Below are 17,690 nucleotides of genomic sequence, written 5' to 3'. Positions count from 1 at the left end.
CTGTCCAAACCAACTAAGTTAAAGCCGTAATGTGAAATATATAAAAAAACCCAGCATGATACTGGGTTTTGTTTTCTTAAATTGATATTAAAAGTATGGTAATGGAGTGTTACTGTGTTTGAAACCAACTTTCAGCTTGAGTACGGGCTCTTTCCATATCTGAACTAGATAAGTTCAGTGCCAATCGACCAATTCTACCACGTGCTTTGTTACGTATTTGTTCATTAAGCATACCATCACGTGTTGCCAAGTCATACCATTTATAGGCATCGACAAGTTTTTGTTGTTTCTCATCAATTAAGGCAAGTGCATAGCTGGCACGATTATCACTACGTTTTGCTGCTCTCTCTAGCCAATAGCGGGCTTTTTGTTCATTAACAGCAACGCCATCTCCCTTAGCATACATAAGACCTAAGTTAAGTTGCGCAGGTGTGATGTCTTCATTGGCTGCTAGTGTGTACCATTCGATGGCTTTTTGGGTATTTTGAGCGACACCATTGCCTTTATGGTAACGTCGTCCTAGGTAAAATTTGGCTTCGTTATAGGCTCTTTGCTGAGTTGCATTAGTAGATGTTTGCAGTGCCATGTTTGTTAGGGAACTAATGTTCATTAACTCAAAGCGTGAGGTGTCAAGTGGTACATTTGAGATAAGTTCAGCGTTAGCAGCACTAATCGCACCACAGGATAACATGGTGGTAAATAAGGCGGCTTTTAACAATTTCATAGCAACAGCTCCAGTTTAGAATTTGTTTCAGATGGATAGAGTAGGTAGTTGAAGTATTAGTTAAGTCTATTTAATAAATATAAAAGTAAAAACTGGCTCAATTAGCTGTCATATTGCCACTATCACTATTGAGTAGGCTCATTAAAAAACACAACAATTAACATGATATTATGTTAACAAGTTGCGTGAGTTTTGGTCGCACTTTTATTTATTTGATAGTGTGACAGCAAAGTGTTATCTAAGCCATAAATATAACAGGTAAAAATAAACAGTAATTGAATTAGCTTAACATCACTATTTACGAAACTCAAATATTAATTACCCAAGCTAACCCATGTTTATGGGTGACTTTGCTAGATAGTTTGTAAGTGAATATGACAGCAAGACTATGGTGATATTAAAGTAATAAATTGGTAACAATATACGTATCTGAATAGTAGATATGATAAATACAGCGTCTTAAACTTTCGTTACTCGATAAATCGCCACATCTGCCAGCAAGTTTGGCATACGTCTTATTAATGAAGACTTTAACGGGTGATACGTTTGCAAGCTATCACTGACGGCAAAGCGATTTAGAATACGGATATCATTGTTTGTGCACAGTTTTTCAAAATCTTTAAAGGTGCATAGATGAATGTTTGGTGTGTCATACCACTCATAAGGCAATGCTTCAGAGACAGGCATCAGTCCTTTGATGCCTAAATGGATACGGTTTTGCCAATGCGCAAAGTTAGGAAAGGTAATGACGGCTTCTCGTCCCACTCGTAGCATATCTAGCAGTAGGGTATCAGGGGATTTTACTGCTTGTAGCGCCCGTGCCATCACTACAGTATCAAAGCTATTGTCGGCAAATCTCGCCAGCCCATCATTGAGGTCTTGCTCGATGATATTTAAGCCTTTGCTGATACCTTGATTAATTTTATCTGTATCCAGCTCCAGTCCATAGCCTGTGACTCCAAGCGTCTTTTGTAGGTGTGCCAATAATGCGCCATCCCCACAGCCTAAGTCTAAGATACGTGAGCCTTGTTTAATCCAGCGTTCTGCAAGTATGTGATCCATTCTCATAGAGCATCTCCTGAATCAGCTGCCAGTGCAGTATCGTGACACTTTTTAGCGTCTGCTGTGGTGGCATGGTTGGTGTTATGGGATTGATTCGTTTGTGTCGTCAAAAAAGGAGCTGTCAAAAAACCATGTACCGCTGCCATATAGCGTGGAATATCAAACAAAAATGAATCATGACCATGTGGGGCATCAACATTCACATAGCTGACAGGTTTGTTGTTTGCGATGAGGGCATCGACAATCTCTTGTGAGCATTCAGGAGCAAAACGCCAATCAGTAGTAAATGACACCAGCAAAAACTGACATTGGGTATGTGCCAGTGTCTGTTTCAGCGCATCAATATCCGACATACTATCGGCTTCTACATAACCTCGAGTCGGATCAAAATAATCGAGTGCTTTGGTCATTAGTAAGTAAGTGTTGGCATCAAAGTTTTCACTAAAACGCTCACCTTGATAACGCAGATAGCTTTCTACCTGAAACTCAACATCATAGCCATACATAAATTTGCCAGATTTGAGGTCACGACCAAACTTAGATTTCATCGCCTCATCGGTGAGATAAGTAATATGCCCAACCATACGGGCTAAGACTAGCCCTCGCTTGGGATAGGTGTTGGCTTCAAGATAGCGTCCTTTTTTGAAGTTGGGGTCAGATAATATCGATTGACGTGCCACCTCATTAAAAGCAATATTTTGTGCTGAGAGTTTGGGTGTACTGGCGATAATGACGCAGCGTTTAAGTCTATCAGGGTAATCCACTGCCCATTGTAAGGCTTGCATACCACCCATTGAGCCACCGACCACCGCATGCCATACATTGATGCCTAAGCGGTCGGATAACAGTGCTTGTGTGCTTACCCAATCTTTGATGGTAATCAGCGGAAAATCTGGACCATACGGTGCGCCAGTTGCGCTATCAGGATTGGGAGAAGTAGGGCCTGTTGAGCCGTGACAACTGCCAATGTTATTAAGACACACCACAAAAAAGTGATTGGTATCGATGGCTTTGTTAGGGCCAATCATATTGTCCCACCAACCAGGTTTTTTATCATCAGCACTGTGGTAGCCAGCAGCGTGATGGCTACCAGAGAGTGCGTGGCAGATGAGTATGGCATTGGATTTATCGCTATTTAATGTGCCATAAGTCTCTACCATCAAATCAAATGCTGGTAGGATGCGGTTACATTCTAGTGTCAGCGGAGTGTCAAAGTGCAAACACTTTGGGGTGACAATACCGACAGAAGTTTCTGTACTAGCGTGACTATTGTTATCACTATTAGCATCACGGGTTGTATCAGTATTAGCGTCAGTGTCAGAAAGTTTGGAATACGTACTCAAAACCACCTCATACAATCTCATAGTTGAGTTAGGTTATTGTTAGGGTAGTATTGTAGGTTGATAGACGCAGAAGTACAACTTGATTACGTCAGTTCCTCTTGATGATTGCATAAAAATGTTAAACTAATGCCCAATCTATCTATTTAAACCTTGTCTTGATAAATGAAATTAATCTTGATGAAGGTGATGACATAAAAAGTTAAATGATGGCTGCATAATAGAAAATAAATGTTAACAATATGGGGTCTATATGAAATCTGCTCAATCGCCACGCATTGCCGTATTATTGGTCAATCTTGGTACACCCGATGCACCAACCACACCAGCAGTACGTCGCTATTTGCGTCAGTTTTTGTCCGACCCACGTGTGATTGAAATACCGCAATTTTTATGGGCAATTATCCTAAATCTATTTGTTTTGACCACCCGCCCGAAACGGGTCGCCCATGCCTATGCAAGTATCTGGGAAGGGGATTCACCAATTCGTAAGATATTAAATAGCCAAGTTGACTTATTACAAACGAAATTGGATAAATTAGATAATACAACCTTACCTGTCGGGGTGAGTGTACATGCGGCGATGAGCTATGGTAATCCTGCTTTGCCTGAAGTGATGAGCCAATTACAAAATGAGGGCGTAGAGCATTTTGTAATTTTGCCCTTATTTCCACAGTATTCTGCCACCTCGACAGGAGCGGTATATGATGCGGTGAGTAAATGGGCATTGCAGCAGCGTAACTTGCCGAGTATAAGCATTGTTAAAGATTATTTTTCCCATCCGTTATATATTGCAGCGTTGGCAGATTCGATACGTCGTTATCAAGCAGAGCATGGTAAGCCAGATAAATTGATGTTTAGCTTTCATGGTATTCCACAGCCGTATGCTGATAAAGGCGATCCCTATCCTGAGCGTTGTAAACATACTGCCATGCAAGTGGCACAAAGTTTGGAGCTAAGTGATGATGAATGGATCATCAGTTTCCAGTCTCGTTTTGGTAAGCAAGAATGGGTAAAACCTTATACCGATGTCACTTTAAAAGCATGGGGGGCATCAGGTGTGTGCTCAGTACACGTGGTCAGTCCTGCATTTTCTGCAGATTGTCTGGAAACACTTGAGGAGCTGGCAATAGAAAATCGAAAGTATTTTTTAGAGGCAGGCGGGCAAGAGTATCATTATATTCCTGCGCTTAATACCGATGCGGCGCATATTGAATTAATGGCTGCATTGGTGACACCACTGGTGCAAGGATGGTCACAGGTAATGGCGCACACATAAACGATATCTTAAATACCGTTTATATAAGGATAAATACCCACACAATGGACGTTAAAAATATAGTAATAATTTTTAATAATAATAACCTCACTCTCAACTTATTTTACTAATTTGATATATGACCCCTCCCAAACCCTCCCCTTGAAGTAAGGGGAGGACTTAAAAGCCAGTTTCTCCCTCTTTTTTAAGAAGGAGGTTAGGAGAGGGTTGAAGTTGAGAGTGAGGTAATAATAAGGATACTTTATGACTTCGCCGTATGCTCCACCACCCTCGTCTTCATTACAAAAGCCGCCATCCTTGGTTGCTACAGATCAATTTGGCAATCCGTTACCACAGCTATTAGACCAGCCTCGATGCTGCTCGGCAGGATTGGGTTGGACTTGGTTAGTCAATGCATTTGCACTACTTAAACAAGAGTTTTTATTATGGGTAGGCATGGGTTTTGCGCTGTTGCTTATCTTGATTTTTGCTAATTTCATTCCTTTTATTGGTGGTATGGCTGGCTATTTTATATTGATTTTTATCGGTGGTATGATGCAAGGGTGTGCGGCCCAAGCACAAGGAGAAGAGCTGCGGTTTGATCATTTATTTGCGGGCTTTAAAACCCATATAGAGCAACTATTAATATTGTGCTTATTATATTTTGCCGCTTCACTTGCGAGCATTGTGATTGCGCTTATTGTTGTCCTATTATTTGGTGGTTTTTCATTGGCTATGTTTAGTGGTGGCCTCGATAGCATGATGCTAAATATGGACGATCTGAATCTGTTTTTGTTTGTTATGATCATAGTGTTATTTATGTTATTGTTGATGATACCGATCATGATGGCAATATGGTTTGCACCCGCACTGATTGTTTTACATAACATGGATGCCATGACGGCTATGAAAAAAAGCTTTCAAGGCTGTTGGGTTAATATGCTGCCATTTACAGTTTATGGTTTGATATTAATGGTCGCCTTGCCCTTATTGGTGCTATTTACATTGGGACTAGGGTTATTAATCATCACACCTTGGATGATTATTGGCTATTACACCAGTTACCGAGATGTGTGGACAGATCAACCCATGGTTGAGATTTCTTAATATTATTTTCTACGTGTTTTGTAACATTTAATAAAAAGCCCTGATTTTTCAGGGCTTTGTGTTACAGGTAAGTACTGATATCGGAATAATTGTAGGGTGCGTTTTACGCACAGTTAAATAAAAGGTCATGAGATAAAAAATAAGCGTTCTTTTTATAAGAGCAGTTATTGCTATTGCTGGATGGGTTACAACTCCTTTCCAAAGCTGTGCTCGACAGCATCTTCATCAGCAATATCACGGATGGTTGGATAATCTTTATCATCTAAATTATCTTCTACCAATACTTCATCGATACGCGCATCGTCTATGTTTTGTGGTTGTGATGGTGTTAAGCCCTCATTAACCAGATTCTCATCAGTTGCGATGGTTTCTAAATTATTTGTGCTGACATTAGTAGAAGATGGGTGTGTCATGTTGTTCTCCTTGATATATGTGCATGTTAAGGTATGGATTAAAATCTATTGTTAAATGCTATTAAAAACTTTGGGCTGTTAAAATTTTGACTTTAAGGTGTGGGTCTATTTATATCATAGGTAATCAGCATAAAAAAATAGACTGACTTTTGTCGTATCCATGTTGGATTTTGTTTAACTGAGAAAGACTTTGTTTTATTTGATATCGACAACAACAACTTAGCTTAGCATTCACACTCGCAAACCTATATATAATAGTGGATTATGCCTAAAAATATCTCGATTTTTTGGATTATGAATATATATTATTAAAAATAATTAAACAGTAAGTGATATAAAAAGAATTAATGTAGAACTTACGCAAGTTTATAGATAATCGGCGACTGGTAATCATTGTTTTTTGTTTTTCGTTTTTTATCAAGTGGACTGGCTGTACGTAGTTCCAGAGGTTTTGTAAATAACTCCCAGTCGCTTTATAAGACTAATATGACAATTTTACGTAAGTCCTATAATGTTAACAAATTTTAATATTAATAATAAATAAATTATAAAAAATACTATCTATTGATACATATTGTTAAATTAATAAAATTAGAGTATAAATTTTTATAAAAAAATAAACTTATGTTTACTATTTTTCTGCTAGAAATTATTGGGAATCACTTAAAAGTAATGCCAACCTACGTGTTTAATATAATTAACAAAAATTATGAATATTTCAATCTAGTAGAAATAATTTTGTTATGCTATATTAAAAAAGTGATTAAGTAGTTTAAGTTTAAAAATATCACACTCATGAAAATATGATAAAAAGTAAAATAATATTAAATATAAATTAGTACGGGTTAATAATAAAAAAACAGGTTAAGCTAATTTGAATTGAACTAAAAAAATAAAAATATAGAGACTGTTACAAATGACCCTTATTTGTAATTATCGGCTGTTGTTTCATTTTATCTTGTATTAAGTTATATAAAAGTTTTTTTGCTTTTTATCTACATAAACTAATAATAAATAATTGATAAGGAGCTTTTGCCATGAAAAAAGATAACTCACTTTACGACTCTCGTTTTGCCTCTCATTCTATTCGCCTAGCTGCTGAAAAAAATCATTTTCCAAAAGAAGAAACTCGTGATGATGTCGTCTATCAGATGATTGAAGATGAGCTGTTTTTGGACGGTAATGCCCGTCAAAACTTAGCCACGTTTTGTCAGACATGGAACGATGACAACGTGCATAAACTGATGGATTTATCTTTAAGCAAAAACTGGATTGATAAGGAAGAATATCCACAATCTACAGAAATTGATGCCCGTTGTACTCGTATGCTCGCTGATTTATGGCATGCCCCAGTCAAAGATGGTGAGCCTGCGGTGGGAACCAATACCATTGGCTCGTCAGAGGCTTGTATGCTTGGGGGTATGGCGATGAAATGGCGGTGGCGTAAAAAGCGTCAAGCTGAGGGTAAGCCCACCGATAAGCCCAATTTAGTCTGTGGCCCTGTGCAGGTATGCTGGCATAAGTTTGCCCGCTATTGGGACGTAGAGATTCGTGAAATTCCTATGGCTCCTGGCAAGCTATTTATGGATACCGAGCGTATGCTTGCCGCTTGTGATGAAAATACCATCGGCGTTGTGCCGACCTTTGGGGTGACTTATACGGGCAATTATGAGTTTCCAAAAGAGATTTGTGATGCGTTAGATAAGTTGCAAGCTGATACTGGCTTGGATATTGATGTGCATGTCGATGCAGCCAGTGGTGGGTTTTTAGCCCCATTTTGTGCCCCTGATATTGTGTGGGATTTCCGTTTGCCTCGGGTGAAGTCAATCAGTACCTCTGGACATAAGTTTGGCTTAGCACCGCTTGGCTGTGGTTGGGTATTGTGGCGTGATAAAGAGGCATTGCCTGAAGAGTTGATTTTTAATGTGGATTATTTAGGTGGTCAAGTTGGTACGTTTGCGATTAACTTTTCTCGCCCTGCAGGTCAGGTTATTTCACAATATTATGAGTTTTTACGCTTAGGTCATGAGGGCTATCGCAAAGTACATACTGCCTCATATCAAGTGGCACAGTATTTGGGTGAGGAGATTAAAAAGTTAGACCCTTATGAGTTTATCTGTAATGGTAAACCAGAGGAAGGTATTCCTGCGATTTGCTTTAAGATTAAAGATGGCGAAGAGGTGGGCTATACACTTTATGATGTGTCAGAACGTCTGCGTCTGCGTGGCTGGCAAGTACCTGCATTTGCGTTAAGTGGTGAATGCTCTGATGTGGTGGTGATGCGTATTATGTGTCGCCGTGGTTTTGAGATGGATTTTGCTGAGCTGTTTATGAAAGACTTTAAGGCGGTGCTTGAGTTTTTAAAAGCCCACCCTGAAGCGACAGGTCACAGTCAAGCCAGTGGCTTTAAACACACCTAATCCTTCACGCTACCACAAGGAGTTGTCATCATGTCATCTCAATCACCTAGCACTCAGGCGAGTGCCAATAGTAATGCCAAAAAATTGGGCATTACCACGTTAGTGATTATGAACATCGTGGCTGTGGTCAGTCTTAGGGGGTTACCTTCTGAGGCTGAATATGGTCTAAGCTCGATATTCTATTATATTTTTGCGGCGATATTTTTCTTAATTCCTGTGTCATTGGTCGCTGCAGAGTTGGCGACAGGTTGGTCAGAAAAAGGTGGGGTGTTTCGCTGGGTCGGTGAGGCGTTTGGCCCTAAGTTGGCATTTCTTGCCATGTTTATGTTGTGGATCGAGGTGACCGTTTGGTTTCCGACTGCATTAACCTTTGGGGCAGTGTCGCTTGCTTTTATTGGTCCTGACCAGACGTGGGATCAGGCGTTATCCGCCAATAAATTCTTTGTCCTTGCCGTTGTCCTTGCCATTTATTGGCTGGCGACGTTTATTGCCTTTCGGGGGGTAGATGCGTTTGCCAAAGTGTCCAAATGGGGTGGTATTATCGGGACGATTATTCCAGCCATTATCTTAATTGTACTTGGTTTTGCGTATTTGTTTTCTGGACAAAAGCCCCAAATCGACTTGTCGTGGGGCAAGTTGATTCCTGATTTTACCAAGTTTGATAATATTGTGTTGGCAGCCAGTATCTTCCTGTTTTATGCAGGTATGGAGATGAATGCCATTCACGTTAAAGAGGTTGATAATCCAAATAAAACTTACCCCATTGCCATTATGATTGCGGCAGTGTGTACGGTGTCTATCTTTGTGATGGGTACATTGGCGATTGCCTTTGTCATTCCTCATGCTGATATTAACTTAACTCAAAGTTTGCTAGTTGCTTATAACGATATGTTTAAGTGGGCAGGGTTGTCATGGCTAGCTCCGATTGTAGCGATTGCTCTGGCAATTGGTGTCTTGGCTGGCGTGGTGACTTGGGTGGCAGGTCCATCATCAGGTCTGCTGGTCATTGCTAAAGCAGGATATTTGCCTCGTTGGTGGCAGCATACCAATCAGCATGGTATGGCAACACATATTTTATTAGTACAAGCGTCAGCAGTGACCATTTTATCTGTGCTATTTGTGGTCTTACCATCGGTGCAATCGGCGTATCAGATATTAAGTCAATTAACCGTTATCTTATATTTGATTATGTATATGTTGATGTTTGCGGCTGCTATCAAGTTGCGTTATAGCCAACCTGACCGCCCGCGTGCCTATCATATCCCCGGCGGTAAAAAAGCAGGTATGTGGATTGTCGGTGGGGCAGGGTTTGCAGGTTCATTGCTTGCCTTTGTGTTTAGCTTTATTCCACCTTCACAGATTAAAGTGGGTAGCCCAGAGATGTACGTGGGAATTTTGGTGGGATTAACGGTGTTCTTTGTGGTCATTCCATTTATTATTTATGCGATGAAAAAAGCAGACTGGAAAGACCCACAAGCCGACTTTGCCCCCTTTACTTGGGAAGAGGCAAAAACCACCACACAACCTTCAAATCCACCCTCAACAACTGCGAAATCTTAATTAAAAAAGGGGCGATATCAAATAAGATGTCGCCCTTTTTTTAGCAAATTTTTATAGGAAAGTCTTATGAATAAAAATAACTTACAAGAACTGGTCACTAAAATACAGCAAAAACATCACCAAGACAGAGGCGGTAAAAACGCCAGTTATATCCCATATTTGGCAAGTGTACCCGCACAGTTATCTGCATTGGCGGTGGTCACAGCAGAAGGGGATGTTTATGCCAGTGGTGATAGCGATTATGGCTTTGCTATTGAGTCCATCTCAAAAGTGGCAACACTAGCATTGGCATTAGAAGATAAAGGCAGTGAAACCGTTCGCCGAAAAGTCGGGGATAGCCCAACGGGGTTGCCGTTTAATTCTGTCATGGCGTTGGAGCTACACCAAGATAAGCCCTTATCGCCACTGGTGAATGCAGGGGCGATGGCGACCACCAGTATTATTGAGGCAAAGGATAAAGAAGAGCGTTGGGCTAGAATTTTGGATTTTCAACGGCAGATGGCAAGTGAGCGAGTGCGACTCTCTGATGAGGTCAATGAGTCGGAGCAAACCACCAACTTTCATAATCGGGCGATTGCTTGGCTATTGTATTCTGCAGAGCATATGTTTTGCGACCCTATGGAAGCATGTGAGGTTTATACCCGACAATGTTCAACCCTGATTAATACCGTAGATTTGGCAACCATGGCAGCGACTTTGGCGGCAGGAGGCAAAAATCCCATCAGTCAAAAACAGGTGATAAAACCCCAAAATATCCCGCATATTTTGGCGGAAATGATGATGGAAGGCTTTTATGAAAAGTCAGGCGATTGGGCTTATACGGTTGGCTTGCCTAGTAAAAGTGGTGTGGGTGGCGGTATTATGGCAGTCGTCCCCAATGTGATGGGTATTGCTGCCTTTTCGCCACCATTAGATAGTGCAGGTAATAGCGTGCGTGGTCAAAAGATGGTGCATGAATTGGCACATACGTTAGGGCTTAATTTGTTTTTGCCGAAGTGAGTTTTATAGTCAGTTCTTTGTGATTTCTCAATTAGGGTATAAAGATGTATCATCATGATATGTCTTTATAATCTTGAGTTGATAGTTTATGACAGCTTATTCTTTCACACCCTATAGACTGATATCTAAGACTGCAATAATATTGGCAGTTAGCAGTGCTTTTATTGCTTGTGGTCAACTGCCTGTTACCGCTTCTGTTTCAGAAAGTCGGGTAGATGACAGCAGTACACAATCCAAAAATATTGCAAAAGTCGTCAATGCAGGTTTGCCGACTGCTACTACCATTTATAACTGCCAAGAATTTACCCCCAATCAGACGGTGACCATTAGTGGACATAGCAAATTGGCAGATGGTTGTGACTTACAAAATAAAGGTGTGCAGTTTGTTTTGGATAGCTCAAATAGCTCATTAGACTGTCATGGAGCAACATTAAGCCCTGCTCCTGCTACGGATGGACAAAATAATAAATCAGGCAGTGCCATCACCATCAAGCCCAAAATCGACCAAGCCATCAGTCATATCAGTGTGGCAAATTGTCATGTTCAAGGTTATGACCATGCCTTACACATTCGCCAAAAAACCAGCCCTAATCAGCGTTATAGCAAAGGCTTAACCGACCCCAACGCTAATCGTGCTTTAGCACCACATGACATTGATATCATTAATCTAAGTAGTGTTGGTAGCACCAATAGCGGGATTTTTGTTGGTGACCATGTGCACCATGTCAACTTTCAGCATTTACATATACAAGGTTCTGGTACAGTGGGGCTGTATTTAGAGTTTGGCAGTCAGTACAATACCATTAGCGATTCGGTATTTGTTGATAATGGCTTTCGCACCTTTAAGCCTAATCGTGAAGCCATTGCAGTAGATTCATCGGCATATAATGTTATCCGTAATAATCAGTTTATTCATAATGGGGCAGGGGGGATATTTTTATATCGCAACTGTTTTGAGCATGCCGATGACAGCGGTCGTTATAATCACTTTAAACGTACCGAATCAGCACAAGATAACCTCATTGAGAATAATACCTTTGCTAATGAGCCTGTTGGCGTTTGGGTTGCTTCACGACAATCTCGCAATTTAAAAGGCTTTGAGTGTGGGGCATATTTGATTAAAGACAGCTTATTTGCCAGTTATCATTTAGACAGTGCCAAAGATAACCAAATTATTGGCAATCACTTTTATGATGTTACTGAGGCTATTATTGTTGAAGATGACGGCACCAAAATAATGGATAATGAGTTTGGAAAAAATGTCCGTCAAGCCATCAAAGTTGGCTCAGAAATCCGTGAGCAAAGCCAAGCGGGGGCAGTGAGTAATACTTTAATAAAGGGCAATCACTTTGCCCCTGATATACCTGACAGCTCACGTATACAAATACGTCCTGCTAGTCAGGCAACCACAAGGATTCAATAGTCTATAAAGTCGTCAACAGACCCTAGATAAAAAAGAAATAATTAAGAAAAATTAAACACCTAAAAATAAGACATAAGTAAAAATAATGCCCATGATAAAATTATGTTATGAGAATAACTCTCATGATTCTTATTTAGGAGCTAGTATTGTGATGAAAACATTCACTATCACAAAAAAAGTAACTTTATGGGTTGCTCTATTATCTACCTTGTCATTAACCGCTTGTATCACTGATGAAAATCATCAAGTTAAACATAAGGGTTCAAATGGTAATGATGGCACATCGTCAGGGCTTTTTAGTAGTATTAAACTTACTAAGTTTGATGTGCAGTATGATAAAGATGATAATAATAAGGTGTCCGCAATTATTAAAACAGAGGAAACAATTAGGTCAGGTCAAGCAAGTTATACTGACATGCCCATTTTTGGTAAGGTAAATTCTGATACACAAACCAATCCTAAGCCTACCTTATATACATTGGCAGATTTTTTTGACTTTACTATGACACCTAAGATGAAGTTATCTGACTTGTATGTTCCTAAATCTAATTTATCTTATTATTATGACTGGCATGACCAAAAAAATGGCACTAGCATTCGTCATAGCTTTGATTATCAAGGTGTTGATATTGCTCATATCTCTGGTGTAGAGCAAATAGCGACAAAAGGTATTAACACAATATTAAACAACCTACCCAAAACCAAACAGCACAAATTTGACTTTCCTAATGGTGCAAAGTGCTACACTTTAAATCAAAGTGTCAGTCAGCCTTACTTTAGTTTTAGTAGCAATGATATGACAGGTTATACAAACCTTATGGATTGGCAACTATCTATGAGAGAGGATGTACATCAACAAGGCTTTATAACTGCACAAGTTGGTGATGCTAATGCAAGCAGTGCTGTCTATTATAATTTACCATTCGATTCAATGACGATTAAACCAACTACCAGCTCAGGCTTTGTCACCAGCCACTCTCAGCCTAGTATTGGTAATTATCAATACCCTGCGGCGGTGCAGTATCATGGCAAAATCTATCATGCCACTTATACCAAAGCCTATGACATTAGACCTAATCATGACCCTGATAAAGATTTGGTAACTTGTCAGGCTTATAATAAAGTCGCCTCGGATTATATCAGCCAACAGATTGGCAAATATTATCAATAATTTATCCAGTCTTAATACCATTGGGTAACAAGGACAATAAAGCCCTTCTCTTTTGTTAGAGGAGGGCTTTTATATCAGGGGTTAATAGGAATATTAAGCACCAACTTTTTTATTAACCCAGCGTGTGATGGCATCGGGTGTCACTTGTGCTAGACCATTTAGCACTTTGGCAGGCAAGCCTACTGGATAGTGGGTAGCAGATAGTTTCTTGTTAGGTGCCGCTACCAGTTTGCATACAGTTTTGGCGACATCATCGGCAGTGAGTTTAATGCCTAAGCGGTCGATACTGGTGACTTCTATTCCTGATGTCATATCAGTTCTTACCCATAATGGCATCACGTCAACCACGCGTACACCCATTGGTTCATATTCGATATTTAGTGCTTCAGTTAGCCCGCGTACAAAAAATTTGCTGGCAGAATAAGCAGCGATTTCAGGCTGCCCATAAATCGCAGAAGCAGAAGATAAATTTATGATTTTGCTGTATTTATCACCAGTTAATTGTGAGGCGACTTTATGGCAGCCAATCAAAACACCTTTACAGTTAACGTCAATCAATGATAGTTGTTGCTCCAAATCAGTCTTAGGCAGATTACCTGTAATTAAAACCCCTGCATTATTAATCAGTACATCAATACCACCAAGTTGCTTAAACATTAGGCTAATGGCATTATCCCAGTCATCAGCATTGGATACGTCCATTGTGCCGTAAATAATTTTGCCTTTTTTGTGGGCTTTTTTAAAGGCTTTGTCTTTGATAGCCGTGTTTAAGTTATCCTCATCAATAGAAAATAGTCCAATGCTATGTCCTTTGCTGGCAAGTTTTTTAGCGGTGGCAAGTCCAATGCCTCGTGATGCACCAGTAATTAAAATATTCATTGTATTGTCCTTTGATTGTTAAGCTAAAATATAGTTTGTCTATTATAATAGTTATACTTGGTTTTTGTTGTTGATTATATAATTTAATCAACCTAAGTTATCAATGCGCCTCATCCCAATTCTCGCCCATACCCACTTCCACCAATAACGGCACTGCAAAGTCCACATCCCAGCCGTTATCTTTAGCGGTATCACGCAGCACATTTTGCATCGCATCACGAATAAGCGCGCTAATCTCATTGGCTTTATCTGTATCCACCTCAAATACCAATTCATCATGCACCTGTAGTAGCATTTTGGCATGTTCTTGGGGCAGGATTTTATGAACCGCAATCATCGCTAACTTGATGATATCAGCCGCTGAGCCTTGCAGTGGCGCGTTGATGGCGGCACGTTCAGCAGCTTGCTTCACCATACGATTACTACTTTGAATGTCAGGAGTATAGAGCTTACGTCCCAAAATAGTCTGCACATAGCCATTTTCATAGGCGCTGGCTCGGGTATTTTGCATATAGTCTTTGACTTTAGGATAGCGATTAAAATATAAGTTAATGTAATCTTGCGCCTCGCTACGGCTCATCTGTAGCTGTTTAGATAGTCCAAACGAACTCATACCATAAAGTAGTCCAAAGTTAATGGCTTTGGCATTGCGTCGCTCAGTTGGGGTGACATCAGCAACTGCTTTGCCAAGAACTTCAGCAGCAGTGGCAGTGTGAATGTCTAAGCCCCCTTTAAAGGCACGGGTTAGGTTGTCATCACCAGAGAAATGTGCCATCAAGCGTAGCTCAATTTGTGAATAGTCCGCTGCCAATATTACCCGTCCTTTAGGCGCAACGAAAGCTTGACGAATCAGACGTCCAGTGGCAGTACGAATCGGGATATTTTGTAGATTGGGGTCAGTAGAAGACAAACGTCCTGTACTGGTTAACGCTTGATGATAACTGGTATGCACACGGTCGGTGTCGGTGTCAGCGACCGCATCTAAGGCATCGGTATAGGTGTTTTTTAGTTTTGCCAAACTGCGATATTCAAGCACAATGTCAACCAGTGGGTGCTCAATTTTAGACAATACCGCCTCCGAGGTAGAGTACTGCCCTGATTTGGTTTTTTTGCCACCTGTCACCCCAAGTTTATCAAATAACACCTCGCCCAACTGCTTTGGCGAGCCGAGGTTAAACTCTTCATCTGCAATCTCATAGGCTTGTTTTTCTAGGGCGATGATTTCTTCATCAAAGCGTTGTGATAACTCATTTAAAAAGGGACGTTTGATTAAGATGCCATCCGTTTCCATTTGGCATAATATCTGTGCAGTGGGTATTTCAAGTTGATGTAGCAAGCGGTAGTTGTTGTCATCTTCGCTGAGCTTATTTTGGAATAACTCAAATAGCTGATAGGTAATGTCCGCATCTTCACAAGCATAATCACTGGCAATGTCGATGGCAACTTTATCGAAGGTGACTTGTTTTGCGCCTTTGCCTGCTACGTCCTCATAAGTGATGGTTTGCGTATGTAAATAATGACGGGCAAGGTCGTCCATACCATGACGAGTAATGGCAGCGTTGATGACATAGCTGGCTAACATGGTATCCATCGCCCAGTTTCTAGCCTTCCCAGAAACCGCCCTATCTGTGTTGCCTTCGCTTGCTGTACCAGTTGTACTATCTGCGCTCGCCTGCCTTGATAGGACGCTTTCTGAAAAAGCTAGATTTAAGTCTATATTTAAATTGATCCCATAGCGGCTCAGTACGTGCGCATCATATTTAAGATGTTGCCCAACTTTGCCAATCTTAGGGTTTTCTAAAATGGGTTTAAGTTTTGCCAGCACCTTATCACGATTGAGCTGCTTGCCAATCAGAGCATCGTCTTCTAGGCTATGCGTTAGTGGAATGTAATAGGCTTCGTGTGCTTGCAGTGCAAAGGATAGCCCAACAAGCTCAGCCTCACGCCAATTGATGCTGGTGGTTTCGGTATCAATGACAAAATTCTCAGCATTGGCAAGCCTATCGACTAGGGTATCAAACGCAGGCGCATCTAAGATGGTATGCCAAGCTTTGTCGTGGGTTTTACTGTCTTTGATGTGCTCGATAATCGCTGCTTGCTTTTGTGCTTGTAAGCTTTTGGCTGTTTGTGCTTGTGACTCTGTGGCGGCTTTGCTACCTGCCACACTTTGAGCCTGTTGAGTATTGGCAGGGTGGTTTGGGTGGTCAAGCGAGGCAAGCTCATTTTTAAATTCAAGCTCACTATATAGCTCACGTAGCTCATCAATAAAAGCGCAAGGGTCGGTATTGATACGCAAATCTTCCCAATCTTGTCCAATCTCAAGGTCAGTGATGATGGTGGCAAGTTGTGAATTCATCGGTATGTCATCGGCATATTCCACCAAGTTTTTACCTGCTCGCCCTTTGATGTTCTCGACATTTTCTAAAATACCGCCTAGGCTGCCGTATTCTTTCAGCAGTTTTTCAGCGGTTTTTTTACCAATTCCTGGAACACCTTTAATACCATCAGAGCTATCACCCATTAAGGTTAAATAATCGACCATTTGTGTCGGTGTTACCCCAAATTTATCAATCACCCCTTGTACGTCAGTCACTTTACCAGTAAAGCTGTCTTCTAATAACACACAATCATTGACCAGTTGTGCCATGTCTTTATCACCCGTTGAGATGACCACATGATGACCTTGTGCTAAGGCTCGATAAGTCAACGTACCAATAATATCGTCGGCTTCTGCTCCTTCGATACGCAGTAGTGGGATACCAAGTGCTCGCACCAAACGATGAATGTAGGGAATTTGCTGTGATAGCTCGACGTCCATGGTAGGGCGATTGGCTTTATATTCTGGCGATAGCGCATGGCGAAAGGTGGGCGATTTTGTATCAAAGCAGACCGCCATGTGGGTCGGATGATAGCGACGCATTAGCTTGAGTAAGGCATTTAACGTACCCCGTATTGCGTTGGTATGCAGTCCTTGTGTGGTCAGCATATCAGGCAGTGCATGATAGGTGCGAAACAAATAATATGAGCCATCAACTAAGATAAATGGCGGTTCGCTTTTGTTGATGTGACTGGTATCCATTTGGGTGACATCAGGCATGTCAGAGAACTTAGGTAATACATTAGGGTCAATGGCATCGTGCGAAGTATCAGAAGGTGTGGTCATGGAGGTCACTTATTTTATGGGAATATCAGAAATCTAAGAATGGTTTGTTTTGTATATATTGGCAAAGTTTAGCGAATTTGATGCAGCTATTATAACCAAAAATCGAAATAGCTGCTTTTTGAATCAATCGCCAAATATTTCTAAATTACATAAATTTGTATATTTAAGTTA

The 17,690-nt window shown here is 40.7% G+C and carries 13 protein-coding genes; 7 read left to right on the top strand and 6 right to left on the bottom strand.

Annotated elements, in window-relative coordinates:
- Positions 1–109: 109 nt before the first annotated feature.
- From FHK89_RS12510 to metX, 3 genes are all read right to left on the bottom strand, one after another.
- Positions 110–724, bottom strand: a complete 615-nt coding sequence (locus tag FHK89_RS12510) for a tetratricopeptide repeat protein (protein WP_230659091.1) — start codon at positions 722–724, stop codon at positions 110–112.
- Between the two features lie 459 nt (positions 725–1,183).
- Positions 1,184–1,792 (bottom strand): methionine biosynthesis protein MetW, encoded by a 609-nt coding sequence (metW, locus tag FHK89_RS12505; protein ID WP_230659093.1) that lies wholly within the window; start codon positions 1,790–1,792, stop codon positions 1,184–1,186.
- Positions 1,789–3,024, bottom strand: coding sequence for a homoserine O-succinyltransferase MetX (metX, locus tag FHK89_RS12500; RefSeq protein WP_230659102.1), 1,236 nt, complete (start codon positions 3,022–3,024; stop codon positions 1,789–1,791). Before metX ends, metW begins: the two co-directional genes overlap by 4 nt.
- Positions 3,025–3,379: 355 nt before the next feature.
- Here metX and hemH point away from each other — a divergent pair, with 355 nt between their 5' ends.
- Complete coding sequence (gene hemH, locus FHK89_RS12495) at positions 3,380–4,405, top strand: ferrochelatase (RefSeq protein WP_230659095.1); 1,026 nt, start codon at positions 3,380–3,382, stop codon at positions 4,403–4,405.
- Positions 4,406–4,648: 243 nt separating this feature from the next.
- Positions 4,649–5,491, top strand: coding sequence for a DUF898 domain-containing protein (locus tag FHK89_RS12490; RefSeq protein ID WP_230659097.1), 843 nt, complete (start codon positions 4,649–4,651; stop codon positions 5,489–5,491).
- A 185-nt stretch (positions 5,492–5,676) separates the two neighbouring features.
- Here the strand turns inward: FHK89_RS12490 and FHK89_RS12485 are convergent, their stop codons facing one another.
- The gene (locus FHK89_RS12485) at positions 5,677–5,904 is read right to left on the bottom strand and encodes a hypothetical protein (RefSeq protein ID WP_230659099.1); all 228 of its coding nucleotides are present in this window, start codon (positions 5,902–5,904) and stop codon (positions 5,677–5,679) included.
- 1,037 nt (positions 5,905–6,941) lie between these two features.
- Between FHK89_RS12485 and FHK89_RS12480 the strand changes: the two genes are divergently transcribed.
- The 5 genes from FHK89_RS12480 (at position 6,942) to FHK89_RS12460 (ending at position 13,477) form a co-directional block, all read left to right on the top strand.
- Complete coding sequence (locus FHK89_RS12480) at positions 6,942–8,324, top strand: glutamate decarboxylase (RefSeq protein ID WP_230660932.1); 1,383 nt, start codon at positions 6,942–6,944, stop codon at positions 8,322–8,324.
- A gap of 30 nt (positions 8,325–8,354) precedes the next feature.
- On the top strand, positions 8,355–9,884 hold the full coding sequence (gadC, locus tag FHK89_RS12475; protein WP_230660929.1) for a putative glutamine/gamma-aminobutyrate antiporter GadC: 1,530 nt from the start codon (positions 8,355–8,357) through the stop codon (positions 9,882–9,884).
- A 66-nt stretch (positions 9,885–9,950) separates the two neighbouring features.
- Positions 9,951–10,883: a glutaminase A gene (gene glsA / locus FHK89_RS12470; RefSeq protein WP_230660927.1), complete on the top strand. Its 933-nt coding sequence runs from the start codon at positions 9,951–9,953 to the stop codon at positions 10,881–10,883.
- A gap of 142 nt (positions 10,884–11,025) precedes the next feature.
- Positions 11,026–12,306: a right-handed parallel beta-helix repeat-containing protein gene (locus FHK89_RS12465; protein ID WP_230660924.1), complete on the top strand. Its 1,281-nt coding sequence runs from the start codon at positions 11,026–11,028 to the stop codon at positions 12,304–12,306.
- Positions 12,307–12,457: 151 nt separating this feature from the next.
- On the top strand, positions 12,458–13,477 hold the full coding sequence (locus FHK89_RS12460; protein ID WP_230660921.1) for a hypothetical protein: 1,020 nt from the start codon (positions 12,458–12,460) through the stop codon (positions 13,475–13,477).
- 93 nt (positions 13,478–13,570) lie between these two features.
- Here the strand turns inward: FHK89_RS12460 and FHK89_RS12455 are convergent, their stop codons facing one another.
- The gene (locus FHK89_RS12455; RefSeq protein WP_230660919.1) at positions 13,571–14,356 is read right to left on the bottom strand and encodes an SDR family NAD(P)-dependent oxidoreductase; all 786 of its coding nucleotides are present in this window, start codon (positions 14,354–14,356) and stop codon (positions 13,571–13,573) included.
- A gap of 100 nt (positions 14,357–14,456) precedes the next feature.
- Positions 14,457–17,453, bottom strand: coding sequence for a DNA polymerase I (gene polA / locus FHK89_RS12450; RefSeq protein WP_442966595.1), 2,997 nt, complete (start codon positions 17,451–17,453; stop codon positions 14,457–14,459).
- Positions 17,454–17,690 lie beyond the last annotated feature (237 nt).

The organism is Psychrobacter sp. I-STPA10, assembly GCF_021012795.1.
Taxonomy (GTDB): Bacteria; Pseudomonadota; Gammaproteobacteria; order Pseudomonadales; family Moraxellaceae; genus Psychrobacter.
Note: the sequence above shows the minus strand (reverse complement) of the source record. Positions and strands in the feature narration are given on the sequence as shown.

Coding starts and splice junctions, on each gene's coding strand:
- FHK89_RS12510 (WP_230659091.1), bottom strand. CDS start 724: ATGAAATTGTTAAAAGCCGCCTTATTTACCACCATGTTATCCTGTGGT.
- glsA (WP_230660927.1), top strand. CDS start 9,951: ATGAATAAAAATAACTTACAAGAACTGGTCACTAAAATACAGCAAAAA.
- gadC (WP_230660929.1), top strand. CDS start 8,355: ATGTCATCTCAATCACCTAGCACTCAGGCGAGTGCCAATAGTAATGCC.
- FHK89_RS12485 (WP_230659099.1), bottom strand. CDS start 5,904: ATGACACACCCATCTTCTACTAATGTCAGCACAAATAATTTAGAAACC.
- FHK89_RS12490 (WP_230659097.1), top strand. CDS start 4,649: ATGACTTCGCCGTATGCTCCACCACCCTCGTCTTCATTACAAAAGCCG.
- FHK89_RS12460 (WP_230660921.1), top strand. CDS start 12,458: ATGAAAACATTCACTATCACAAAAAAAGTAACTTTATGGGTTGCTCTA.
- FHK89_RS12480 (WP_230660932.1), top strand. CDS start 6,942: ATGAAAAAAGATAACTCACTTTACGACTCTCGTTTTGCCTCTCATTCT.
- metW (WP_230659093.1), bottom strand. CDS start 1,792: ATGAGAATGGATCACATACTTGCAGAACGCTGGATTAAACAAGGCTCA.
- hemH (WP_230659095.1), top strand. CDS start 3,380: ATGAAATCTGCTCAATCGCCACGCATTGCCGTATTATTGGTCAATCTT.
- polA (WP_442966595.1), bottom strand. CDS start 17,453: ATGCCTGATGTCACCCAAATGGATACCAGTCACATCAACAAAAGCGAA.
- FHK89_RS12455 (WP_230660919.1), bottom strand. CDS start 14,356: ATGAATATTTTAATTACTGGTGCATCACGAGGCATTGGACTTGCCACC.